This is a genomic window from Scytonema sp. UIC 10036 (assembly GCF_009725235.1).
Genome location: NZ_WJFC01000009.1, coordinates 37789 through 63606, shown reverse-complemented (window position 1 = coordinate 63606; position 25818 = coordinate 37789). Strand labels below are relative to the sequence as shown.

The following is a 25818-nucleotide window of genomic DNA, read 5'->3' as shown; positions in this document are numbered from 1 at the left end:
TAATTAAAAGTACAGCAGCTATCAACCTACTTGCTCGGAAATCCATTGAAGGTAAGGTTGAGAACCAGCAACTACAGGTAGCGCAATAATTTCTGGAACTTGGTAGGAGTGCAGTTCGCGAACTTTTTTTTCCAATGTAGAAAATAGTCCTAAGTCAGTTTTAATCAATAACTGCCATTCTTGCTCTTTGTGTTTTTGTCCTTGCCAAGTGTAAATAGAGTGGATTGGCATGATACTCACACAAGCAGCTAGCTTAGCCTCCACAAGAGCATTTGCTATTGTTTCTGCCTCTTCTACTGAAGAAGCTGTTACCAACACTACACCGTACTTAACTAATTCATTCATAAATTATAAAATTGCTAATTGCTAATGGCTAATTGTTCTACTAACTCTGTACAGGCGCGGCGGCAAGAGCGCCCCTACTAACAACTAACGACTAACCCAATAATACTTGGATAAGAATTTTTGTGGGTTGGGAAAACCCTTGGAGAAACTCAACAAATACTTGTAGATGTTGGGTTTCGTTCCTCAACCCAACCTACGTATTTTCGGATTTTTACTAACTCTGTACGGGCGCGGCGGCAAGAGCGCCCCTACTAACAACTAACCACTAACTCCTAACTAAACCGTAGTCGGTGACAACGAATAAACTTGACCATCAATTAACAGTCGAGTGATTCCTTTGGCATGCAGGTGATAGCGAGCTTTGTGTAACATTTTACTGTCAGGGATTTTAATCACGCGATCGCGTTTGGTAGAAAACCGTTTGGCTACTCGGTGGTTATCAAACACGGGTAGAGTTCTTTGCTGGGTTTCCAAGTTGGGAATTTGTCCTAAATCTCCAAAATCCCTCAGTGGTCGGGTAATTAATTCCGAGGAACGATCTATTACGAGATAGCAAGTTTTTGGCAAAGCTGCGGCTGACAATGGTAGAACTCGAACAGAATCACTCTTACTGGTTCTTGCTACTAGTCGTGGTCTTTCTTCAAAATCTTCATCGTCTTCATCGTCATCGTATTCTTCGTCCAAATCGTCTAAATCATCCAAATCGTCTGACTCATCTAGCAATTCCTCACCAAACATTTCCGCTATGACGTTTGTTTGTGGATGCGTATTGTCTCCCAATTGACTGGGAATGTTTCTGATTTCGGATGATTGTTGTTCTAACAATTCCAATTGTTCAGCAATTGGTTCCTCTATAACTGGTAAAGTGAGTTGCTCTTGCTCTTCGTCCGATATTGAGGAGCGCCGCTTCACTCGTCTAGTCTTAGTAGATACTGGCTCAAAGACTTTCTCTGATTCACGGTTGCTCTTAGTGGGTGTTGGCTCAACCACTGTCTGTGATTCGCGTTTGCTCTTAGTCAGTGTTGGCTCAATCACTTTCCGAGGTTTGGGTTTTTTCTCTTTCTCTGGTTCTTCTTGTGGTTGAACCTCAACAACTTTCTGAGCAACAACGGGAGTTGCTAGTTGTTCTTCCTCTTGTTCCTCTTCCTCGCGACCAAACACGGGTAGATTGTCATAGCTAACTTGTGCCCTGCCTTCAGGAGTTCTAGCAGCACGTTTCAAAGAAACAAGGTACTCGTACTCGTCTTCTGGCAAAGTGCTTTTTAGCAAGCGGCTAATCGTGGAATTACTCACGTCGTAACGCTCTGCCAAAGTTGAGGTTGTTTCAGCAGTTTCACGATATAACTTTAGAATTTCTTTTTTGTCTGATTCTGTTAGTTTTCTCACGGTAGGACACCAGCCATTCCTTAATCTAAGTTTTTTTTCTTCCGCCTGCACGCCGCGAACGGTTCATTGATGCGTCATGTTCTAAAACAGCGCCCAAGCCAAATAAAACTCCGCTCCACACCCAAAATACCTCAAGTATCTCTCCACTTTGATAATTTGGAATCCAATTTGTGGCATATTTGAACCACATATCGGCTACATACAGCGAAAATGCTGCGGCTGCTATCATCCGCCAGGATAGGGAAACTCTTCCCCCCCAAAAGGCTAGCAGCAGAGTGGACGCAATTACTAATAGTAGTACATCGCTAACAATATAAAACCAGTTTAAAATTGCTGCTGTATTTTCTTCCCATGTTGGGATGGCAACTTTGGCTGCCTCTTGTGGTGGCTGACTGGAAATCAGCCATGCTAATGCGCTTCCAAGTACTGCGATCGCCAGTACAATTGCCCATTGCCACTTATCCAGATTCAGTCGTCTAGACGCTACTGCCAAGACCATACCCGCACCCAGCAATAAATAAGTTGCTACAAAGAATACATCAGCAAAAGAAAGAGTTGGTTCTTTTCCTAAGGCTATCTCCGTATACCCAAAAATTATCCCTCCAAGGAAATAAGAAAGCATACCGATGCCGATTGCCAGCCACACATTTCGACCACTGACGATTTGTAGGCTGCGCCAATTTCTCAAACATAAGACACCAGCACCTAAGTAAGCCATTGCTTCAAAAATATTTGTACCTATTACGTACCAATCTGCACGTTTTTCTATGCCATTTGCGTCTGGGATTCTGGCACTGAATAACATAAAGTATAACAGTGCAAGTACACCCCAGCCCATACTTGCTAAGACAATGTTCTGGGTAGAGAACATGGATTTATTTCGGTGTGTTTTGTTGTAAGCGCTACTCATAGAACTTTACAGTATAAATGCACTCTAGCAGTTTTTTGGAACCAGTGACCACCTGACCAGTTAATCTCCATACTCTAAAGTAGAGTCTTGTACTGTATACAGAACTGGTCAATTTAAGATACCTAAAAACTTGTGTCAGTTAATGCCACAGTTTACTCAAAGGAGATTGATTTAGCCAACTGATAAAAAGCGATCGCTCGCCTTCTGGCATCTCTTGTAATCTCTCGCCCACTTGATGGGCAAAATTGGTATTGCCAAAAGATGCTTTTGCCAACCGATGCAATTCTTGCAAGAACGTAATGACATGATGTTCTTGCCAACTTGGCACTTGAGCTAGCTCTTGTAAGTCCATTGTCAGCAGGTTTTTGAGAGCCTCAGGTGAGGACATCAGAGGAAACTGCCATTGCTGCATGACTTCAGCAACACTTTTTTGAAATAATGTTGCTTGTTTTGAACCTAAAAAGTCTTCTATATCGATAAACACGGATTGCAGTAACAAAAGACTAGCAAGAGTAAAAATGCTCATCTTGCTACTGCTTCCCGTGTCACTACCTATCTGGTCTACACGAACTTTACCCCAAACGCTGTAGCGATCGGGTTCCTCTAGTAGAACGCAGGCTTTGCCTCGGTTATCGGTTAAATCTCTCCACAAAGCTTTAGCCTCTTCTTCTTGACTGGCTTTAAAGACACTGATTAACCGAAAGGTTTGCCCCTGATAATAGAGGATTGGCACCTGCTGTTCTCGCTTTGGGTGCTGAATGGTAGATATTTCTACATCCTGCCGTTTCAAAATAAACATGACACTGGCAAATAACCTTACCGGGGCGTTCTATACATGGGACAAATCATCGCACGCTAGCTGCATGGCTTTTGATGCAGCCTTGTACGCAGTTTTTAGAGCTTGCCAAGACAAACTCACGGACAAATCGGCATAACTAACAAATACTTCATATGCTGGGTTGTGAGTGTACATATAATATCTAGCGCCTTGGATCTTAGCCTTGACGATGTGAAATCTGCAATAATTTTAATTTGCTTTACGCAAAGGTTTGTCATTATTACGTTTATATATGTTATAGTAGACTTGTTTGTTAACAATCTGGGTGCGTAACTCAGGGGATAGAGTAGCTGCCTTCTAAGCAGCGAGCCGCAGGTTCAAATCCTGCCGCACCCGTTTAAGCCCAGTAAAACCTTTCAAAGGCAGTAACTGTGATAGAATAATTACTGCTATTGAGGGTTAATTTTGCTACATCTTACAAAAAACAAAGGTGATATAGCTGCTGCGAAAGCGGTAGCAGATCTCACAGTTAAAGGATACTTAGTTTTCACGTCGGTAGTTTGCGAACATTTGCCTTTCGATCTGATTGCTTATAAAAATAGCAATTGTTACAGAATACAAGCCAAATACGCAGGAGACAATAGAGTTATTAAGAGAAGCATTTGGGTAGATAAAAACGGTACTCATCAGAAAAAGTACCAAGCAGATGACTTTGATTTTTATGCTATTTACCTACCTGATATAGATAAAGTTGTTTATCCGTCAATAAAGTTTTGTGGCTGCTACATCACCACAAAAATACCAAACTCAGCTACACCATTTTACTGGTGGGAAGATTTTACGGATTTTACCGAAGACGCAACTAAGCGAACTTACAAAGAATTTGGAGTGGATCTAACCACCAGAAAAGTTAATACCGAAGCAAGAATAAACACGCGCAAAGTACCAAGACTCAGCAAAGAAGAATTAGAAAAACTCGTGTGGGAAAAACCAACAAGTCAAATCGCAAAAGATTTTGGCTTATCTGACAAAGCGATAGAAAAGTGGTGCAAAGCTTATGGTATTGAAAAACCACCCAGAGGCTACTGGGTAAAGCTAAAAACATCTACCTAAAAATTTTGAGCAGTAACCAGTCACCGAATAATTCGTAATTCATAATCACTATTAATTACGAATTACGAATTACGAATTACGAATTATTATGCTCCCGGTCCGGCGGTGACAATCACCAACTTATCGGGATGAATTAATTCCTGAATAACCTGTTGCACTTGAGCGATAGTCACTGTTTCAATGCGCTTGGGATATTCCCGGATTTCTGCTGGAGACAAACCGTAAATGGCATTACTTAAAATCACATCCGCTACGTTACTCGGATTTGCCAATTCTACAGGGTAAGAGTTGGTAATTGAACGTTTTGCAGCATTTAACTCAGCTTCTGCAATTCCCTTCTCTCGCAATTGCTCAAGCAAAGCCACAGCACTAGCTATTGCTTTGTGAGTGTCTCCTGGAGCCGTTTGCATTTGGATTAAAAACGGACCGGGGTTAATACCAGCAGCAAAAGCGCTGTAAATACCGTAGGTCAGACCTTGACGATCGCGAACCTCAGTACCCAACCTGCTAGACAAAGTATCGCCACCCAAAATTTCATTCAGTACCAAAGCACTATAATAACGGGGGTCTTTCCGAGATATACTGTTGTAGCCAATGTAAGTGACATCTTCTGCCTTACCCGGAATTACAGGGTTTAGCTGTTCAGTCTTATCTGGTAAGGATACTGAAACGAGATTGAGAGTTGGTGGGTTACCCTCAGCCTTCCATTCACCAAAAGCTTTATTGAGCAAAATTCTGACTTGGCTTGGCTCAAAATCACCCACTAGAGCAATGGTCATCGTATCTGGACGGTAGTGCTCTTGGTAAAAGCGAACGAGATTGTCACGAGTAATACTTTTCAAGCTCTGTTCTGTGGGGAAGCTATGGAAAGGGTGATTATCTGGATAAATCGCTTGTTGAAATACCCGTCTTCCCAACCCACGGGGATCGTCTAACTGTGCTTTTAAATTAGTGAGCGCTCGCTGTCGGCTGAGTTCGAGCTGAGCTTGGGGAAAATTAGCATTTTGCACAACATCTGCCAAAGTATCAATTAATACTGATAAATTAGCAGACAAACCATTTCCACTAATACTAACCCCTTCACGAGTTGCCAGAAACTCCAAACTAGATCCCCGATCTTCCAGAGTTTTTGCCAGCGTTAAAGCATCCTTAGTTTGGGTTCCATTCATGAGGTTGGAAGCAACCAGATTAGCCAATCCTGCTTTTTGATTGGTATCAAATACACTACCAGCTTGAATGTGTCCGCTGAGGTTAACTGTAGGAACACTGCGATCGGGAAGTAAAAGAACTTGCAAACCATTTTTGAAGATAAATTGCTCTGGTAGTGGTTGCTTAGTAGAAACACTAGTTGATTTAGCAGCAGGAAGGTATTTAGCCAGTTCATCTGGATCTACAGGCTGACCGGGGCTGAAGTTTTCTACAATGGGACCGGAACTAGCACTCTTTTCTCCTGGTTTACCATCAGGAAGCGTGGGTTCAAAAAAGCCGATAGTTTGTTGAGTCGGATTCAGGTAAGTTTTTGCAACTCGCTGTACATCTGCTGCTGAAACTTCGGCTATTGCCTCAAGATACCGCTTGGTGTAAAGATAATCACCAGAAACAGTTTGGCTGTACCCTAATTGAGTTGCAAGGCTTGTAATATCTTGGTTGTTTAAAACAAAAGCAGCTTGAAGTTGTGTTTTTGCGCGGTTCAACGCATCAGTAGCTACCTCTTTTTGTTGAAGTTCTGTTAAACATTGTTGCAGAACTTGTGAAATTTTAGAGAGTTGTTGACCGGGAACTGCTGTCACGTTAATTTCGTACCAACCAGGTTCAATCAATTCTGCAGCACTCGCGCTCACCGAACTAGCCAAACCAGATTCCACCAAAGCTTGGTAAAGTTTAGAACTGCGTCCACCAGTCAGGACAACATCCATTACATCAATGGCAGCTACATCTGGATGATTGACATCAGGCAAAGGATAGACAGCTTGTAACAGTGCTGCACTACCCGGTTCTTTTAGGACAATTGGCGATTGGGGACTGGCGACTGGGGAAGTAGAGCGAGATTTCGGATTCTGAATTGGTTTGTATCCCCGTCCTCTTTTCGGTAGTTTTCCAAAACTTTGTTGAATGGATTTGAGAACGGCTTGAGTGTCAAAATCTCCAGTAACAACTAGCGTTGCGTTGTCTGGGTTGTAGTATGTTTGGTAGTAGTTGCGTACTTGCTCTAATGTAATTTTTTTTACATCTGCTTTCGTACCTCCCACTGGTAAACCGTAAGCCCGTTTTGGAAATGCAGCTCGCATGACAGCACGATTGAGACGATACCCTGGCGAATTTTCATAACCCTGCAACTCCGAAATAACAACGCGTTTCTCGCTTGTGAGTTGGTCGGCTTGAATCAAAGCGCTTTCCATACGGTCTGCTTCTAGAGTCAGCAGTGCATCCAGTTTATCGCGCTGTACTGTACTAAAATAAGCTGTTTCATCATAACTGGTAAAAGCATTAAACTGGCTACCCAAAGCACTCAACAAACGACCAAACTGTACCGGACGGTCAGTAGTTCCTTTAAACATCAAATGCTCTAGCTGGTGAGAAATGCCGTTTTCTCCTGCTTGCTCGTTGCGTGAACCAACTCGATACCACACTTGTACGCTCACCACAGGCGCTGTGTGAACTTCCTTGGTCAGTACCGTTAAACCATTGTCCAGAACAGTTTTTCGCACTCCTTGCGTGAGGGAAAGACCAGAAACGGGTGTAACATCTGTTTGGAGGGCTGCAACGGAAAAATCACTGACCCATAGCACTCCACTTAGGAAGAGGCTGAAGAGAATAAGAATTGATGGACGTAGTTTGGAAAGAAAAGACATAGTAGTCTGCACAAAGGTATAAACACGCTATATGACTTTATGTTATTGAGAAAGCGCGATAAGCGTATCGGATTTAGAAAAAATGTACTGAGTGCCATAACTGTATCAGAGCGGTTAGATCCCCATAGGGTTTTCCCACTTTGCTAAATTTTGTTTAAAGAGGTATAACGGGCAAAGAATAGTTAAATTAATAACATTATTTTTATGCCCACCAGCACTCAAAACATTGAAACAATTCTTAACAAATTGAAACAAACCTATCCCAACGCTAAATACGAGTTAGATTGGGAGACTCCGCTTCAACTCCTAGTTGCAACGATTCTTGCAGCACAGTGTACTGATGAACGGGTAAACAAAGTCACTAAAACTTTATTTCCCAAATATCCCACGGCTCAAGCTTATGCTGACGCCGATATTTTAGAACTGGAGGAAGACCTAAAACCAACTGGTTTTTACCGCAACAAAGCCAAAACCGTCAAAAGTATGTGTCAAGACTTAGTTGAGAGATATGGGGGAGAGGTTCCCAAAACAATGGATGAACTGGTGACTCTACCTGGAGTGGCTCGCAAAACAGCCAATGTCGTTCTCAACAGCGCTTTTAATACTCCTTCTGGAATTATTGTTGATACCCATGTTGCCCGCGTTAGCCAACGCCTGGGCTTAACAAAACGTAAAACACCAGAAACGATAGAGCAAGAGTTAATGCAATTAGTTCCTCAAGAAGAATGGACTTTTTGGGGACCAGCCGTTGTTCTTCACGGGCGTTACACCTGCATATCAAAAAAACCAAAGTGCGCGGAGTGCGTTCTAAATAATGTATGTGAAAAAATTGGTGTAACAAACAGTGACCAGTGACCAATAACAACTAACAACTAACAACTAACAACTAACAACTAACAACTAACCACTAACCACTAACCACCAACTACTAACAAATGACCCAACTTCCTACTTCTTGGCAAACTGTACTTGCTGAGGAATTTGATAAACCTTACTTTCAAAAACTTCAAGATTTTCTTAAAGAGGAAAGGCAATCTTACTCAATTTATCCTCCTGAAGAAGATGTCTTTTCTGCTTTTGAACTCACACCATACGAACAAGTGAATGTCCTTTTGCTGGGACAAGACCCTTATCATGATGACAATCAAGCTCATGGATTGTGCTTTTCTGTCAGACCGGGTATTAAACCTCCTCCATCGTTAGTTAATATTTATAAAGAACTCAAAGATGATGTTAGTTTTAATATTCCAAATAATGGCTACCTCGTAACATGGGCTAAGCAAGGGATTTTGATGTTAAATGCAGTATTAACTGTACGCGCACACACTCCAAATTCTCATAAAAATAAAGGTTGGGAAACTTTTACAGATGCTGTTATTACCAAAGTGAATCAAAAGACAGATCCTGTAGTCTTTGTGCTGTGGGGTGGTTACGCACAAAAGAAACTGAAGTTAATAGATACCGATCGCCATATTGTTGTACAATCTGCACATCCTTCTCCATTGTCTGCGCGTAATGGATTTTTTGGTAGCAAAGCTTTCTCAGCTATCAATTCAGCATTACGCTCTTTTGGTAAGCCTGAGATTGATTGGCAAATTCCTGACATTTAGAGAGCGATAAGCTGGGTACAGCTTGCCCTTCGCGATCGCAATATGATAAAACCAGATTATCAAGCTATGACACAGCAGGAGTTAAGGCAATATATTCTCGAGCATCGTGATGATAAAGATGCAGTGCATGAAGCGGTGTTGCGTCTTCAACAAAATGGTAAAAAGCTCAACTCTATTGATGAATTAACACAAATTATTGAAGAAAAGCGTCGTCAAGGCTTAGAACCATAAATTAGAGTAGCTTTAACAAAGTTGTCATTGGGCACATAATAGTTGAAAGTATTACCAGTAAATAGTTTTAAATTGACAAAGTAGGCAAATGAAACTGTAGTTTATTTGGTTGAGAATCGCTATAGTAGAGATTTCCAAGCAATCGAGTTTCGTTGTTAAAAATTGTTGCTTATTGTGAATATTATTAAATGCCCTCTTCTATTCCTTGGACGCCACTCCATGCAAAAATACACCGTACTATTCGATCGCGTCGTCTATTCGCTCCCAATCATCGACTGTTAGTAGCCGTCTCTGGTGGGCAAGACTCTCTGTGTTTGATAAAGTTACTGTTAGATTTACAACCAAAATGGGGATGGGATTTAGCGATCGCTCATTGCGATCATCGTTGGCGTACTGATTCCCAAGCTAATGCAATTCATGTCGAAAACCAAGCCTTAGCTTGGGGAATTCCTTTTTATTTACAAACTGCTGATTCACCTCCAAGTAGTGAAGCCTCCGCTCGTGATTGGCGATATCAAGTTTTGAGCGATATTGCTTGCGAACATAAATTCGATTGTATTGTAACAGGGCATACAGCTAGCGATCGCGCTGAAACTCTCCTTTATAATTTAATTCGTGGAACTGGTGCAGATGGGTTGCAAGCATTAACTTGGCAACGCTTGCTTTTTGAGAAGATTTTGCTTGTTCGCCCGCTTTTAGAAGTGACGCGCACCCAAACAGGACAGTTTTGTCGAGATTTTCAGCTTTCTATTTGGGAAGATTCTACTAACTTTGAATTGAAATATGCTCGCAATCGTATTCGCCAAGAGTTAATCCCTTATTTGCAAGAAAATTTTAATCCTCAAGTTGAATCAGCTTTAGCTCAAACTGCTGAAATCTTGCAAGCAGAAGTCGATTATTTAGAACAAGCTGCTCTTCAGTTACGAGAAGAGGCAATGTTTGGGAAAGAGATTGGAGGAGATAAGGACAAAAGTTCTGATTCCTTGGTTCTACTGAAATTAAATCGTCGTATTTTACAGAAAGCACCACTAGCATTACAGAGGCGGGTTATGCGCCAAGTTTTATTGGCAGTACTTGCTATTGCTCCAAGTTTTGAGCAGATTGAAAAACTCACAGCCTTGATTGCAGCACCCAATCGTTCGCAAACCGATCCATTTCCTGGTGGTGCGATCGCTCGAGTTCAAGGTGATTGGATTATGTTCGAGTAATAGCTTGCAAAAGTAGTCACAGTGAACTACCTACACCGACCTGAGTACAGGTACGGTGTAGGCTTCTAGCTTCACAGACCGCCGCCCCTTTCCCTTACGAGTAGGTGGTCTTACGCAGTCTCCACTAGCAGTAACGGGGAACCCTCCGCCAGAGACTTCAGAACTAGTCTGAGAGTTCAAAATTCGGATACCTTCATTCCGGATGTTCAGCGCTGCGTTCCCATCTCTATCGTGATGAGTTGTACAGGATGGGCAATCCCATTCTCTGATATCCAGTGGCAACTCATCAACAACATGACCGCAATTTGAACACAGCTTTGAACTTGAAAAGAATCTGTCAATCTCTATTAATTTACCGCCTTTACGCTGTAGCTTGTAATCCAAGAAATTGACAAACATCCCCCATCCGGCGTCCGAAATAGATTTAGATAACTTACGGTTCCGTATCAGCCCCTTTACGTTGAGATTTTCAACTGTAATGATTTCGCTTTCATCTACAAGCTTTCTTGATACTTTATGCAGAAAGTCTTGACGGGAATTTGATACTTTTTCGTGAACTTTCGCTACCAGTTTTTTAGCTTTAGCACGAGACTTACTACCCTTCTTTTTACGCGCTAGCTTCTGTTGTTTCCTGGCTAGATTCTTCTCGTGCTTTTTTATATGTTTTGGGTTTGAATACTTTGTAACCTTTGTCCCATCATGGACGATTGCAAAGTCTTTAATTCCAAGGTCAATACCAATAACCTTGTCATCTATAAATACATTCTCGCCGTTCTCTGTTTCACACAGAATAGACGCAAAGTATTTTTCTGTGGGAGTTTCGCTGATAGTAACAGTCTTGATAACCCCCTTGATTTCTTTATGAAAAACCGCTTTAACTATTCCAACCTTAGGAATATTTAAGCAGTTTTCTACAACTGTTACGTTTTGAGGATACTGAATTGACTGCTTACCGTGCTTAGATTTGAACTTAGGAAACCTAGCTCGTCCTTCAAAGAAGTTTGTGTATGCCTTATTAAGATTAATAGCAACGCATTGTAGGACAGAGGAATAGCAATCAGTCTTTAGCCAGGGGTGCTCAATCTTTAGCTGAGGCAACATCCCCTTGTAAGTCTTCATCGGTAATGATTTGCCAGTTTCTTCGTAGTGTTGAATACAAGCATTTAAGGCATAATTCCAATACCATCTTGCACAGCCAAAAGACTTAGCTAGAGCTTCTTGTTGTTCAATTGTTGGGTATAGTCTGACCTTGATTGCATTCAACACTTTAACCACCTCCTTTGTTACACCTATGCTAGCATTAAAGAGTGAACAACGGGGGTACAACATGAAAGATAAATCATTAAAAATCAGGATATCATCTCGAAGATTGAATAAGTTACAACTATATGCCGCACAGGCAGATAAAACTATGACCCAAGTACTTGAAGAACTAATAGACTCTCTACCCCAGCCACAAGAATTTGGCAATTCCTCAAGCACCCCACTCCCGCGTTGACCGTCTCGGTACTTGAGGAGGGGATGCTTTCGTCATTGCCCCAAAATTCATCTCATCACTCCCCTGAGTACAGGGTGAGTGAGAGGCTTCTTTTGGATTAAGCTAAATCATTACTAGAGTGAAGATGATTATAGTATGACACTAATTTTTTCTCCAAACGTATACACATTTACGCAAAGGTTTACGACCATGAGAGCCCATTTGCTGACTGCTATTACCCTTACCTATTGTCACTGTTATGTTGGGTTTCGTTCCTCAACCCAACCTACGCTGTATTTGGGTGCTTTACGATAAAATATTTTCTAAGGTTTGTCGCATCTGGTTAATTGCTTGACTGTGATAATTCTCTACTTCCTGTACTTGAGCCAGAGATTGAGCTATACCTTCTAACTTGTGTCGCAACCCATCTACAGTGTCTTGAATGGGTTGTAAATCTTGATATAAGCTTAATCGGGTTTGAGATTCTGCGATCGCAGTTTGCACGGACAGCAAGTTCTCTTCTATAGCTTGGATCTCTTGGTACTTTGTTTGATGCTGTTGAGTTTGTTGCTCAATAACGCTTTGAACTTGCTCGATATTGCTACGCATCTGTTCGATTTCACTTTCGAGGCTTTGCAATTCCTGCCCTTGTTGCTGCCGTTGTTGGTCAATACGTGCGAGGATTTGTTTGAAATCTGTGCTTTTATCCTCAAGTTCGGAACCCGGAGTTTTTCCTTGTTTTTTACAGAGCACGAGTTGATGTTGCCTGCAAACTTCTGTCCGTTCCTGCAAACTACGACGCTGTCCTACCAAAGTTTGGTTCAACATTTGATAAGAATCTTTTTCATCTACTAGTTCGGACTCTAATTTGGAACGTTCTCCTCCCGACACTTGATTTATCTTATTTTGCAGTTCTTCTATAATTTTTTGTCTTTCTGTTAATTCTTGTTCTTGTTCGTTAACAAAGTTAGAGTCTATATTTAACTTTTGTTGCAAATCCCGCACAGTGTCTTGCAGTTGTTCTACAGACCTTTTCTCTAAAGCCGCTATATCAACTTTTGGCGTAGAAATGACATCACTAGATATGGAAGCCAGAAAGCTAACTTGCTTGTATAACTCTTCTTGATACTGCAACTGCTCTTTTAAAGAACGAGCGTACTCCTGCTTGTTGGCAAGGGTGACTGTATCAACTTTTAAATTTGTTATTTGCTCTTCTAAAAACTGTTGTGCTTGCTGCCATTCGTTTTTTTGCGCGGACAAAGTTTGTGACAGGCGACTGGCTTCTCCTTGTTGGTGCTCAACCACAGCTTTTTGCTGTTCGAGTTGTTGCCAGTGTGGGTTCAGCACCGCTTGCTGCTTTTCTATAATTTCAAAGGCAAAATTGAGGTTTTCGCGGACTGTTTGTGTAGATGTAACGTTTGTAGAGAGGCGAGTCAGCAATTCATTCAAGGTTTTGCTTTGTTCTTCATCCAACACAGCCCCTTGCTGACATTCTGCTTTAAATTCTTCCAAACGGCGTTGCTCACCCCGCAAGTGCTCCCACGCCCCCTCTAATTCTTGACGGTTACGCTCCATCTCTGTTCGCAACCTTTCTACTTCCTCTCGTGCCGCCTCTACTTCCTTTAGTTGTGTTTCACAGCGTTGAACATTTTCCTCTACGTGTTGCAGTTCTTCCAAACGCGCTTCTAACTCCATTTCGCGGCGATTGAATTCCTGTGCTTGAAATGTCAGCGACTGCTTCCACTGATCGATTTCTTCTTCCTTAACCTTGAATTTCTCTATCTGACGGGAAAAGTTCTGCAAAATATTGATTAACGGACGTCCCGCTTCTTGAACCCTTTGCACTTGGCGATTGGGAGTGAGTTCAACCAGAATCAGGACTCCATCATTTAATTTGCTAGCTTCTTCACCCGCGATGGTTTCTTCCGACACTGTTGTCCAGCTTTGGTCATTTCGCTGGCAAGCCAACAATTTCAGTTCGGTTTTGCCACCGCCACTGAGTAAACCGCCTTTTTGTTTTTGTACTTCTGCTAAATATAGCACACTGTTATTCCTCTGGTGTACTTGATGTCCGCGTTTTGATTTATATCTTACATAGTGGTTTTTGCCTGCCTTATTTATCCCTAATTTAGGAAGATTAAGACAGACTATACTTTCGCGCATCCGTAAAACTTACGTCTTGTTAATAATCTTGATAGCCTCGATCGAGATTGAGCTTATACCAATTTGAAAAAAGAGTGCGACAGATTATTGGATAGAATCAAGTCCAACTGAGGCTTTTTCAATCCAAAATCTAAAATCCACGCATCCAAAATGGTATTATTTACCGAATGCTCTTATTTTGTACTGTCAGTAGTGACAATGGCTACCGTGTAATTACTAGCATTGTCAAAGTCTATTAAAAGAACTTAAGATAAGCTATGTTAAGATCTCTAGCGCTCGTCTTTTGTCCTTAGTCTCTAGTCCTTTAGCTTACTTTTGACCAAAGGCTACTGATGAATGTAAAAACTTTTTAGCTTACGATAAATTACTTATTATCCCCCTATTAAAAGTTATATATTATCTCAACTAGAACCGCCATAATATGCTGAGTGTAACAAACACAAATGACAAGGAGTTCCCATAAGCTCAATGCAGGGAAATTTAAAAGAAATCGATATTCGAGGTATTTTGCAATTGATAGAGTTGGGCCAACGAACAGGGGTATTGTTTGTTGAAATTGACGGCTCTGACAATGGCAAAAAATTTGGTGTAGGTAATGCTCTAGGTTCGGATGCTAAGAGTCCTGACTGTCCTCAGTCTTGGTTTGTTTTTTTTCTTAACGGTCAAATAATCTATGCCACCAATGGCTGTCATCTGTCACCTTTAAGCGATTACCTGCGGCATTACCGCATCAAAGAGCGTCTTGAGGACATACAGATTCCTCTTCTAAAATCCCCAAGTATCCCACAGTATGAATATATTTGGGTACTATTACAACAAAATATCATCAACCCCGTACAAGCTCGCGGTATTATTCAAAACTTAATTTCCGAAACTCTTTTTGACATCCTAAGCTTGTATGATGGTCGTTTTATTTTCAAGTCATATCCGACGCTAACACCTTTGTTAAGTGCTTGGGAAATTACACCTATAGTGGCTAAAATGACAGTGCAGTTACAAGAGTGGAAGCAGTTATATCCTTTTATTCAGTCTCCCGATCGCTTTCCGGTACTCGCTGACATCACTCAGTTACAATCTTCTCTACCCCGCACCACACTAAAAAAGCTACAACTTTGGGCAGACGGCAAAACATCTTTACGTCAACTATCCCGTTATCTTAACCGCAGTATTTTAACTGTTGCCAAAGCTATGTACCCTTACGTACAACAGGGGTGGGTAAAATTTGTATGTTCTGTCACTAATAATGACACTATTGAACTACAAAATTCAATTCCCGAATTGGAGGTGGACTGTAAAGCACGTGTAGTCTGTATTGATGGCGAAAGGGAAATTGCGGAAGCTGTGGAGTTGACTTTAAGACAGCAGGGGTATGAAGCGATCGCGCTGACCGATCCTGTAGCTGCCCTCAGTCAAGTCTTTCAACTCCAACCCAATTTAATTATATGTAACACTGCCATGTCGCCATTAGACGGGTATGAGATTTGTAAAATGCTCAGAAACTCCACGGCATTTCGATTGTTACCAATCGTTCTGCTTGTAGATGCCCGAGAGCATCACTCACCTATCAAAGCCAAAATGATGGGGGCGACAGATTGTTTAACATCGCCTTTTGGGAATACTGAGTTATTAAAGCTTGTTGAAAGATATATGAACTACAGTGTTATTGGCGATCGCGATCGAGGTACAACTCTTGTTGATCCGATTCAATATAGGGTAAAAAATAATATCACAGAATCAGCAAGCCTTAATAAAACCTCAATATCTAACTAATTCGATTCAGGAATAGAATTATTTTATACAGTAAATGCTTGCACTAAAGCGGGGTATGTTCCGAATAGGAACGTCTAACTCAGGAGGTATATAGACGTTTTATGAGTACAGTTCTGATTGTGGAAGACAGTGTCGCACAAAGGGAGATGATTACAGACCTCCTGAAAGCGAGTGGCTTAAAAGTCACCCACGCCAGCGACGGAGTTGAAGCACTAGAAGCTATTCACAGTGCTTGCCCCGATCTGGTGGTATTAGATATCGTTATGCCTCGGATGAACGGCTACGAAGTTTGTCGCCGCCTGAAGTCCGATCCAAAAACCCAAAACGTCCCAGTCGTTATGTGTTCTTCTAAAGGAGAAGAATTTGATCGCTACTGGGGGATGAAGCAAGGGGCTGACGCTTACATAGCTAAGCCCTTTCAGCCAACTGAGTTGGTGGGAACAGTCAAACAACTTTTGCGAGGATGAGGATGAATAGAAAATGGTTAGCAAACCGGACTTCTTAGGAGGAAGTGGACAAGATCACTTCCGCCCTGAATTACAAGTAGAAAGTCCTGAAGGAGAACTGTATTTAAGATTTTACATTCCCTCGCATCAGGAGTTTGCACTACTAGCCACGGGAATTCGAGAAGTTATTGAACTCAGCCCTGACAGAATTACTCCAATTCCTAATGCATCTCCATTGCTTTTGGGTACTCTAAATTTACGAGGTCGAGTCATTTGGGTGGCTGATTTGGGTCAATTCCTGGGAGAAGTAACGGCATTGAATACAGATCGAGCTGAAATTCCGGTAATTGCTATTGAAGAGCAAGACACAATTGTCGGCTTGGCAGTAGAGGAAATTGGCGGAATGGACTGGCTTGATGTTCAGCATTTAATGGCACCATCTGGTGTCCCAGACACTATGACTCCTTTCTTGCGAGGAGAGTGGATGTTAGATGCTAAAAAAAATCAGTGTCTGAGACTGCTCGATCAGACGGCAATTTTGCGAAGCGCCCGGTGGGCAGGATGAACTTTGGGAGGTAGGAAATAACATGGCAACCGATATAGAAGATTACGAGCAGTTATATCAACAGGCTTATTTGGCTTACGTAGATACTCACTACGAACAAGCTGCCACCCTTATCGACCAGGTGGTACAAAATTTACCAGATGAACCTAACATTCGTTTACTAAGAGGTCATATATATTATGTGTTGCAGCAATATGATATCGCAAAAACCGAATATCAATATGTGTTGAAATTAACAAGCGATTCCAACATTACGAGTTATGCTCAAAGTGGATTGGAGGCTATTGAACAATATCAAACATCTGCTGACGAACAAGAGGATTTATCAGAGAAAGATGAAAAAAAGCAAAACAATTTTTCATCACAGTTAAAACCGCAAGTTGTTGAGGAAGAATTAGAAGATTCAGAAGAATTAGAAGAAATAAAAGATTTTGATAGCAACAGCTTCGCTCTGAAATCATTTGATGTAGAGCGCATAGAAGTTTCAGACGAAATGGAAGAACTACCTGTTAGCAGTCCATTCGATATACCGCTAGATGGAGGTTCTGGGTATAGTTCATCTTCTAGTTCTCAAGATAGCGTGGAAAGTAATCCTTTCGCTGTCAAATCAGATTCTTGGATGTCAAAAAATGCTAACCCTAAAGAGGAAGAATTAGAGCTACCTCCTTTCTTACAGGATGATATCTCAGACTTGAAATTTTCTGATGGAGAGGATAGCAATCCACAGCCATTTAGTGCAATTTCTGTTGAAAGCTCATGGGAAAAACAACAAGATGCAAGCAATTCTCCATTTGCACAGCTAGAGTTGCCATCATTGGGAGGATTGGGAAATGAAGATTTCTTCAGGAACAGTCAATCTGAAGAAGACGAGAAAGATATAAACATGAGAATAAGTATTGCTGATGATGAAACTTTACTGACAGATGATATAGATTTAAGGGCTGATTCAGCAGTGAGTTACAACAGTCAGGAAAAATTTTCTCCACAAAATAATACATTAGAAAATCTTGCATCATCCTTCTCAAGTGAAAGCGATCGCGTCGTGCGTTCACAATCCGAATTCACGTCTGGTGACAGAATTTATACAAACAATTCTAAATCTCTTCCTCTGCCTCAAGTCGATTCATCTTCATCATTGAACAACAGTTTTGCTTACAGCAATCTTGGGAAAGAAGAGAAACAGCAAAACCCAAGCCCAAAAGCACAGCAACATACTTTTGATGAAGACGATAGTTTTGACTTTGAAGCGTTTGAATCTGCCTTTGGTTCTGAGGCATTCTCTGAGGATGAAGAAAGCAGCAGTCACCTTGTAGCTGGAAAGACTTCTAAAGGTAGCAATATAGAATTTCTTGATGACTTTGATGACTTTGACGATCTAGGAAGTATTCCTGGGTTTGATATTGCAGATAATGACGTGCCATTGCGTTCTGCCTCCGTAGAAAATAATGGTAGAAATAATGGTAGATCTCGCAATCCGATATTAGACACGGGAAGTCATGACAAAAGCATAACACCCGATCGCGATTCGGAATTGTTTAGCATTACAGGTTCCCAAGAAGGAGTACCTGTGTTTACCCAGGGAGATGTCTCAAAGGTAGAAGCCCATGTCTCAGTAGAACAGGGTGTCCTTGCACCATTAGAAAATGCTTCTTTACAAACCAAACAGTGGATTACTGCTGGAACTGTAGGTTGCGTCTCAGCGCTGGTTGTTGCGGCTGTCAGCTTTACTGCGGCTAACTTTACTCCAAAAACACAACGCTCAGCAGTGCGGAACACGGGTTGGGCAATGTCACTAGCCGCAGGGCTGGCTGGCTTTGCCAGTGCAAGTTTTATGGGGAATTTTGCTTTCAAACAAATTCGCCGCACAACTAAAGATTTGCAAATGCAATTTGATGCTGTTAGCAAAGGCAATTTGAATGTTCAAGCCACCGTATATTCTGAGGATGAATTGGGGCAATTAGCCGCTAGCTTTAACGAGATGGCTCGTGTGATTTTTACAACAACTCATGAAGCTACACGTAAGGCACAAGAACAGGAAGAAGCAAAAGAGAACTTGCAGCGTCAAGTGATTCGATTACTTGATGACGTGGAAGGTGCTGCTAGAGGTGATTTGACAGTGCAGGCTGAAGTTACAGCCGACGTACTCGGAGCAGTGGCTGATGCTTTTAACCTCACAATTCAAAACCTGAGGGATATTGTGCAACAGGTAAAAGTCGCTGCAAGGGAAGTGACTAGAGGTGCTACCAATTCTGAAACCTTTGCTAGAGCTTTATCGAGTGATGCTTTACGACAAGCAGAGGAACTCGCAGTCACTCTCAATTCCGTTCAAGTGATGACAGATTCCATCCACAGGGTAGCAGAAGCAGCACGAGAAGCAGAAGCCGTTGCCCGTGATGCCAGCCAAATTGCTCTAAAAGGTGGCGATGCAGTGGAAAATACGGTGGCAGGTATTCTAGAAATCCGAGAAACTGTAGCAGAAACCACTCGCAAAGTCAAGCGGTTGGCAGAATCCTCTCAAGAAATCTCTAAGATTGTGGCGTTAATTTCTCAGATTGCTTCCCGAACTAACTTGCTCGCCCTCAATGCCAGTATTGAGGCAGCACGGGCTGGAGAAGCAGGACGGGGCTTTGCCATTGTGGCGGATGAAGTGCGACAGCTTGCAGATAGATCGGCGAAGTCTTTGAAAGAAATTGAAGAAATTGTGCGACAAATACAGAGCGAAACAGGTTCAGTAATGACTGCTATGGAAGAAGGTACGCAACAAGTTATTAAAGGAACTCAGCTGGCAGAAGAAGCCAAGCGATCGCTTGAAAACATTATTCAAGTGGCAAAGCGCATTGATAGCCTGGTACGCGGGATCACAGCTGATACAGTAGAGCAAACAGAAACTTCCCGTGCTGTCGCTCAAGTTATGCAATCAGTAGAACTGACTGCACAAGAAACTTCTCAAGAAGCACAAAGAGTTTCCGGGGCTTTACAACACTTAGTGGGTGTATCTCGTGACTTGATAGCTTCAGTTGAACGCTTCCGCGTTGAAACCAGTGAAAATACTAGATAAAAATTATGAATTATGAATTATGAATTATGAAGTTTTGCTTTCACCATTCATCATTCATCATTCATCATTCTTTTCACCATCTACCATTCATCATTCATCATTCTTTTCACCATTCATCATTCATAATTCATAATTCATAATTCATCATTCTTTTCATCATTCATAATTCATCATTCATCATTCTTTTATGCTGCCAGAACAACAACAGCGCATTTTGGGTTACTTCATAGAAGAAGCCAAAGATCATTTAAATACGATCGAGCAGGGCTTGCTGAATCTTCAAGGTACCCTTGGCGATCCGGAAATGATTAACGAAGTCTTCCGGGCGGCTCACTCTATTAAGGGTGGGGCGGCAATGCTTGGTCTGAGTAGCATTCAGCATACCGCTCACCGTTTGGAAGACTGTTTCAAAATTTTAAAAGAGTATCCCATTAAGGTTGACCAAAAGTTAGAATCCTTATTTCTTGGTGTGTTGGATACCTTGAAAGCTCTATTGGAGAACTTACAGGGACCTTTTGGTTTGACTGAAGAAACAGTCAATAACTTAATGTCGGAAACAGAACCCGTTTTCAAGTGGTTGCACGAACATTTAGAGTTACTTGTAGCACAGGGAACTACAGAAGGGGCAAATAGAATAACTGTAGCTGTAGCTTCATCTTCACCACAGCCAACATTCACAGATAACGAACGGCGACAAACGGTGCAAACTGAGGTACTCCAAGTGTTACGGGATATGTTACAAATTTTTAAGCAACCTGCAACACCTGAAACTCGTCAGAATCTTAAGGAATGCTGTCATAAATTAGCTCAACTTGGTGAAGCATCAAATTGGTCAAATTGGTGCAATTTGTGCCGCTCTTGCAGCAATGCGATCGCTAACCCTGAAAATACGTATCTTACCTTAGCTAAAATTGTTATTACAGATATTAAACAAGCTTTAGAATTAGTCCTGACAGGCAGAGAAACTGAAATTGCAGTGAGTCAGCAACTGCAAGCGCTCATATCTATTGAAGCCGAAATAGAATTATTAGAACTTCCTCTAGATTTGATGGATGAATCGGCTACTACGCCAATAGAACCATCCGAAGTCCCACAACTAAATACCATAACAAGTACTTTCGATTATGACAGTACGCACCCAGATGAAGGGGTGGCACAAATTATTGAAGATGATCCGATAATTGAAGGGGTTGAACCGCAAGACAAAATTACCAGTCTTTCTGATTTAACCTACCAATTTCAAAATCAGTTTGACATACCTATTATACAAAACAGCACAGATGGTCATGGTCCTGAAGTAGGAATTGCAGAGTTAAATACTCTTGCCGATTTATTTGAAGGGGAAAGTTCGGAGCTCGATGATACATGGGATAAGGAAGAAGTTTTAGATATTTCTAATAGCAGTCAGTTAGGAATTGAAATTAGCACAAATACTATTGAAGATACAGATAGCGAATTCGAGGATTTATTCTTTCAAGAAGAAATTAAAAAGCAGCTGGAATCGGCAAAAAATGCTAAAGAAGAATTAAGTTTTGGTGAATTATTTGGGGGTTTTATAGAAGAAGCTTCAGAGCTACAAAACCAAAGAAAATCTAGTTTAAATGTAGACTTTCCTGTTGAGGTTACACAGACATCAAACGATCTCACAATTCAACAAGGGAAAGGAAATAGCGATTTATTAGAACTGAGAATTGATGATATTGATGATAACAAACCATTGATAGCAGAAATTTCTGCGAGCAATATCGAGTCTGTAGAAAATCTTGAACCACCTTCCATACAAGAACCTAGCTTTGATGATTTATTCATAGAAAATACAAATTTATCTCCAATAGAGGAAATTGCGCCAAAAGCTTCGAGAGCAGAATTAAAAACTCTGCCAGAAAATCATGAAATTTTGACTGCTAATGGATTATTTAGTGAACTTGAAGAAGTAGATATTACTGATGATTTATTAGAAAGATTACCTGAGATAGAAGAAACTGACTTATTTTGGGATAATGAAGTAGAAGAAAATACAGAAGAACTTGATTCCTTTGGAGAAGAAGATGCAGCCCAGAAGTTAGAAGAAATGCTATTTCAAGCAGCTGCTGAAGAAGAGATTTTTGAGGATGAGCCGTCTTTAGAGTTAGAATCAGATAGCTTGGGCTTGGAAGGTTTGGATGCTAACTTTCAGACGCAAGCTCAAGATTTCGATTTCATGTTTCCATCTCAAACAGATGATGATTTACTTGAGGAGTTGATACAGACAACTTCCACCAACAATGCACCTGCTGTTAGTGATGACAAACTCTCTGCGATAGAATCTTCTAGCTTATTAAAGCAAAATGACAGCCTTTCGCATTCAGGAGATAGAGTCACAGCACCGCCTCCTGAAGCCCTCGAATTTACTCCTGAATTTACTCATTCTTCACAAGAAAAGATAGAGACAAGCTTTGCTGAATCCGATCTTGCTTCTGGTGAAGAGGAAGAAAATTTAACTTCACCTTTCATACTAGAAAATTCACAGAAAATTTATTTAACAGATGACGGTGTTGGCAATACAAACAATACTTTTGACTTGCTACAAGAAGTAGGTAGCAATGATTTACTACCTGTAGAAGCTTCTCAAGAAATAAGTTTTACAGAACTATCTGAATCCATAGAGTTAGAGAGTTTAATAAATATTCAATCAGAAACAATTGTTCAAGAAGAATTTGCTGATTTTGATTTTCCTGATTATCCGGATTCAGATAATATTTTATTAGTTGATTCAGAGAGCAAGTTCAGCAAAGAATCAAATGTAGAAAAAGAATTAGAAGTTAGCGATCGCTTGCCAACTATTGAGGCTGATTCTGAGAAAACACAACAAGAAGTTCCAGAAGAGAATTCTGTAGGTGCTATTCAATTAGAAGAATTAGAATCAAGTGGTGAAGAGCCAGATATTTTTTCAAATCTTGTATCGGAGTCTGTAGAGTTGGAAGAAGAAAGTTTCTTAGATATTCAAGATTCCGATTTTTCTGACTTATCTGCCCTCTTTGACAATCCAGAACAAATTATTAACGGTGCTTCTGTTCCGATAACAAAAGAGGCATTAGAGCAAACTGTAGCACAGAAAGTAGAAATCCCTGAAATCCAGGGAGCGGATTTTTCAGACCTGTTTGCGAGTTTAGAATTAGAGGAAGAAACCTGTGTTCCACAAACCTCTTTACCGGATAAGCCAGTTGAGCAAGAAACACAAATTTTAGATACTCAAGCAGCAAATTTATCAGAGTTGTTGGCAGGGCTAGATCTTGATGATACATCTTTCATCATGGGTTCTACTTCTTCACAAGAAACAGAATCAAATACTCCACAAGAGGAAGTCGCTCAACCAATCGAGCCATCATGTGATGATGAGTTTGCCGATCTTGATAAGTTATTGGAGGAGGAATTAGCACCTAGTTTTAGTTCTCCTCAGAAATCAGAGCTAGAAGTGGTTCCTCCCTTCCAAGTCTCAGAGGTAACGAGTAAGCCAGCCACACCCGCTGCTGCCAAAGGAGAGCTTGACATTCAGTTTCAGGAATTGGAAGAAATGGTGAAGGGAGATTTTCCTCCCCGCCCCTCTGTGGCTCGCGCCCCTCGCTTTGAGCAACTTATGAAGGTTCCTGTTAAGCATTTGGATGACATGAGCAATCTGGTTGGGGAATTAGTGGTTAATCGCAACACGTTGGAACAAGATCACGAACGCACTCGCCAATCTTTAGACAATTTGCTCCATCAAGTGCAGCAATTAAGTGATGTCGGAGCGAGAATGCAGGAATTATACGAGCGTTCTCTTCTGGAAGCGTCTCTGCTTAATAGTCGCAAACACAATAGTTCTGGCGTCTTTCAGCAACAAACAGATAGGGGTTTCACAGAACTGGAAATGGATCGGTTTACCCCCTTCCATTCCTTGTCGCAAGAAATGATTGAATTGATTGTACGGGTACGTGAGGCAGCAAGTGACATTGATTTTGTGACAGAAGAAACCGAGCGCGTCGCACGACAGTTCCGTCAGGTTACTAACCAACTTCAAGAGGGAATTACGCGAGCAAGAATGGAACCTTTCTCCGAGGTGAACATTGCTTTGGAGCGAGGAGTCCGCGAAAACGCTATTAAGTCAGGTAAGCAAGCGCAACTGAAAATTGAAGGAAAAGATACTTTAATTGACAAAATGATTTTGGGACATCTCCAAAGTCCTTTGAACCATTTGCTGAATAATGCGATCGCTCACGGTATTGAATTACCAGAAGTGCGCCAAGCCAATGGTAAACCACCTATGGGAACTATTACCGTCCGCGCTTTCCACCAAGGAAACCAAACTGTTATTTCTGTCAGCGATGACGGTGCGGGAATTAATACTGAAGGAGTTAAGGCAAAGGCGATCGAGAAAGGTTTGATTACCGCAGAACAAGCAAAAACCCTGTCTCGTCTTGATATTTATGATTTACTCTTCCTACAAGGTTTCAGTACTGCCGAAAATATTGACGATCTTAAAGGACGGGGTGTTGGTATGGATGTTGTCCGTACCAGAATCAGTGAAATCCGAGGGACTATTAGTATTGATTCTACCTTAGGGAAAGGGACAACCTTTACCATTCGTCTACCCCTAACGCTCAGTATTTGTAAGGCTCTGTGCTGTGTTTCCGACAAAGCGCGGATTGCTTTCCCAATGGATGGGGTGGAAGATACTCTCGACATACCTGCAAAAAATGTTCAGCAGGGTAATGATGGTCAAAAGTACATCATGTGGCGCGATACAATGCTGCCATTTCGACCTCTTAAGGAAATTTTAACCTTCAATCGTCTGCTCAGTCGCGGTAACGTTTACGGTGGAAATCGCGATGATGATACGATTTCTGTTGTTGTTGTGCGATCGGCAAGTACTTTTGTTGCCTTACAAGTTGACTTAGTGCTTAACGAGCAAGAAATAGTCATCAAGCAATTTGAAGGACCTGCACCCAAGCCCATTGGTGTTGCTGGTGCTACTGTGTTGGGAGATGGTCGCATTATGCCGATAGCTGACGTTTTGGAAATCATTGATATCTTCCAAGGAAGAACTTCCAAACAACGCGGACTCAGCTTCAGAGAACAGATAACCTCAACGCTCACAGTAGAAACCCCAGCTGTTAAGATCGATCCAACAGTCCTAATTGTTGATGACTCCATCACAGTGAGAGAGCTGCTATCACTGACATTTAATAAGGCAGGTTATCGAGTAGAACAAGCACGTGACGGTCAAGAAGCATGGGATAAACTGCGATCGGGTTTACCTTGCGACATCGTATTTTGCGATATTGAAATGCCCCGTTGCGACGGTTTGGAGTTACTCTCTCGCATTCAAAAAGACCCCAGCCTCAGCAACTTGCCGATCGCCATGCTGACTTCACGAGGCGCAGATAAGCACAGACAAATGGCAATACAATTGGGTGCTAGTGGTTACTTCACCAAACCATACCTTGAAGAAGCTTTGCTCGAAGCAGCTTCGCGGATGTTAAAAGGCGAAAATTTGGTTAACAATATTGGAGCTTGAAGAAGGCAGATGGCAGATGGTAGGTGGGCAAGAAAAACAAAACTGTGTAACAAAATATACAATTCCCCCATTCTATTCGTAGTAGCGCTGTCTTCGCATGTATCACTACTACAAATCAGTATGATTATTATCACTGACTCGCACTAATACAATTCTTGTAGGTTGGGCATTGCCCGCTCTATTATAGTAGTAATCATTATTTGTGCCAATTTACTTAAATTATGTAGACTCTCATCATAATCTAAAATGTTTTCCGTCTTGCGTAGGTTTTTAATTCCTTTTCTAGCAACTATTATTGTATCTAGGTATCTATCTGTTCCTGACGTTGCTGTTGCTAAAACTCCAGTTCAATCTCATTTAGTACACTCTTCGC

17 protein-coding genes and 1 tRNA gene are annotated in these 25818 nt (G+C 41.4%); 11 read left to right on the top strand and 7 right to left on the bottom strand.

The window, feature by feature from the left end:
- Positions 1 to 21 precede the first annotated feature (21 nt).
- From cutA to F7734_RS06485, 4 genes are all read right to left on the bottom strand, one after another.
- Positions 22 to 345, bottom strand: a complete 324-nt coding sequence (gene cutA, locus F7734_RS06500; protein WP_155743908.1) for a divalent-cation tolerance protein CutA — start codon at positions 343 to 345, stop codon at positions 22 to 24.
- Positions 346 to 621: 276 nt separating this feature from the next.
- On the bottom strand, positions 622 to 1731 hold the full coding sequence (locus F7734_RS06495; protein WP_166481764.1) for a transposase: 1110 nt from the start codon (positions 1729 to 1731) through the stop codon (positions 622 to 624).
- A gap of 25 nt (positions 1732 to 1756) precedes the next feature.
- Positions 1757 to 2641 (bottom strand): hypothetical protein, encoded by an 885-nt coding sequence (locus F7734_RS06490; protein ID WP_155743907.1) that lies wholly within the window; start codon positions 2639 to 2641, stop codon positions 1757 to 1759.
- 139 nt (positions 2642 to 2780) lie between these two features.
- The gene (locus tag F7734_RS06485; protein WP_155743906.1) at positions 2781 to 3440 is read right to left on the bottom strand and encodes an Npun_F0813 family protein; all 660 of its coding nucleotides are present in this window, start codon (positions 3438 to 3440) and stop codon (positions 2781 to 2783) included.
- A gap of 302 nt (positions 3441 to 3742) precedes the next feature.
- On the opposite strand from F7734_RS06485, the gene F7734_RS06480 reads away from it, so the two are divergent.
- Positions 3743 to 3815 (top strand) — tRNA-Arg (locus F7734_RS06480).
- A 69-nt stretch (positions 3816 to 3884) separates the two neighbouring features.
- Positions 3885 to 4532 (top strand): group I intron-associated PD-(D/E)XK endonuclease, encoded by a 648-nt coding sequence (locus tag F7734_RS06475; RefSeq protein WP_155743905.1) that lies wholly within the window; start codon positions 3885 to 3887, stop codon positions 4530 to 4532.
- A gap of 86 nt (positions 4533 to 4618) precedes the next feature.
- Here the strand turns inward: F7734_RS06475 and F7734_RS06470 are convergent, their stop codons facing one another.
- Positions 4619 to 7384 (bottom strand): pitrilysin family protein, encoded by a 2766-nt coding sequence (locus tag F7734_RS06470; RefSeq protein ID WP_155743904.1) that lies wholly within the window; start codon positions 7382 to 7384, stop codon positions 4619 to 4621.
- Positions 7385 to 7588: 204 nt separating this feature from the next.
- Here F7734_RS06470 and nth point away from each other — a divergent pair, with 204 nt between their 5' ends.
- The 4 genes from nth (at position 7589) to tilS (ending at position 10433) form a co-directional block, all read left to right on the top strand.
- Complete coding sequence (gene nth, locus F7734_RS06465) at positions 7589 to 8239, top strand: endonuclease III (protein ID WP_155743903.1); 651 nt, start codon at positions 7589 to 7591, stop codon at positions 8237 to 8239.
- Positions 8240 to 8319: 80 nt separating this feature from the next.
- The gene (ung, locus tag F7734_RS06460; protein ID WP_155743902.1) at positions 8320 to 8994 is read left to right on the top strand and encodes a uracil-DNA glycosylase; all 675 of its coding nucleotides are present in this window, start codon (positions 8320 to 8322) and stop codon (positions 8992 to 8994) included.
- Between the two features lie 42 nt (positions 8995 to 9036).
- Positions 9037 to 9225, top strand: coding sequence for a hypothetical protein (locus F7734_RS06455; protein WP_155743901.1), 189 nt, complete (start codon positions 9037 to 9039; stop codon positions 9223 to 9225).
- A 200-nt stretch (positions 9226 to 9425) separates the two neighbouring features.
- Positions 9426 to 10433 (top strand): tRNA lysidine(34) synthetase TilS, encoded by a 1008-nt coding sequence (gene tilS, locus F7734_RS06450; protein WP_166481767.1) that lies wholly within the window; start codon positions 9426 to 9428, stop codon positions 10431 to 10433.
- A 30-nt stretch (positions 10434 to 10463) separates the two neighbouring features.
- Here tilS and F7734_RS06445 read toward each other — a convergent pair whose 3' ends face one another.
- Together F7734_RS06445 and hmpF are read right to left on the bottom strand one after the other, a co-directional pair.
- Positions 10464 to 11699 carry an RNA-guided endonuclease TnpB family protein gene (locus F7734_RS06445; protein WP_166481763.1) on the bottom strand — a complete coding sequence of 412 codons (1236 nt, stop codon included), beginning with the start codon at positions 11697 to 11699 and terminating at the stop codon, positions 10464 to 10466.
- Between the two features lie 517 nt (positions 11700 to 12216).
- Positions 12217 to 13953, bottom strand: a complete 1737-nt coding sequence (gene hmpF / locus F7734_RS06440) for a pilus motility taxis protein HmpF (protein ID WP_166481762.1) — start codon at positions 13951 to 13953, stop codon at positions 12217 to 12219.
- A 588-nt stretch (positions 13954 to 14541) separates the two neighbouring features.
- Between hmpF and F7734_RS06435 the strand changes: the two genes are divergently transcribed.
- The 5 genes from F7734_RS06435 to F7734_RS06415 all read left to right on the top strand — a co-directional run bounded on the left by F7734_RS06435 (position 14542) and on the right by F7734_RS06415 (position 25445).
- A complete protein-coding gene (locus F7734_RS06435) occupies positions 14542 to 15843 on the top strand; it encodes a response regulator (RefSeq protein WP_155743899.1) in 1302 nt (433 codons plus the stop codon).
- A gap of 101 nt (positions 15844 to 15944) precedes the next feature.
- Entirely contained in the window at positions 15945 to 16310 is a 366-nt protein-coding gene (locus F7734_RS06430) for a response regulator (RefSeq protein WP_155743898.1), read from the top strand.
- A gap of 13 nt (positions 16311 to 16323) precedes the next feature.
- Positions 16324 to 16854, top strand: coding sequence for a chemotaxis protein CheW (locus tag F7734_RS06425; RefSeq protein WP_038074637.1), 531 nt, complete (start codon positions 16324 to 16326; stop codon positions 16852 to 16854).
- Between the two features lie 22 nt (positions 16855 to 16876).
- Positions 16877 to 19912: a methyl-accepting chemotaxis protein gene (locus tag F7734_RS06420; protein WP_155743897.1), complete on the top strand. Its 3036-nt coding sequence runs from the start codon at positions 16877 to 16879 to the stop codon at positions 19910 to 19912.
- 187 nt (positions 19913 to 20099) lie between these two features.
- Positions 20100 to 25445: a response regulator gene (locus F7734_RS06415; RefSeq protein WP_155743896.1), complete on the top strand. Its 5346-nt coding sequence runs from the start codon at positions 20100 to 20102 to the stop codon at positions 25443 to 25445.
- Positions 25446 to 25818 lie beyond the last annotated feature (373 nt).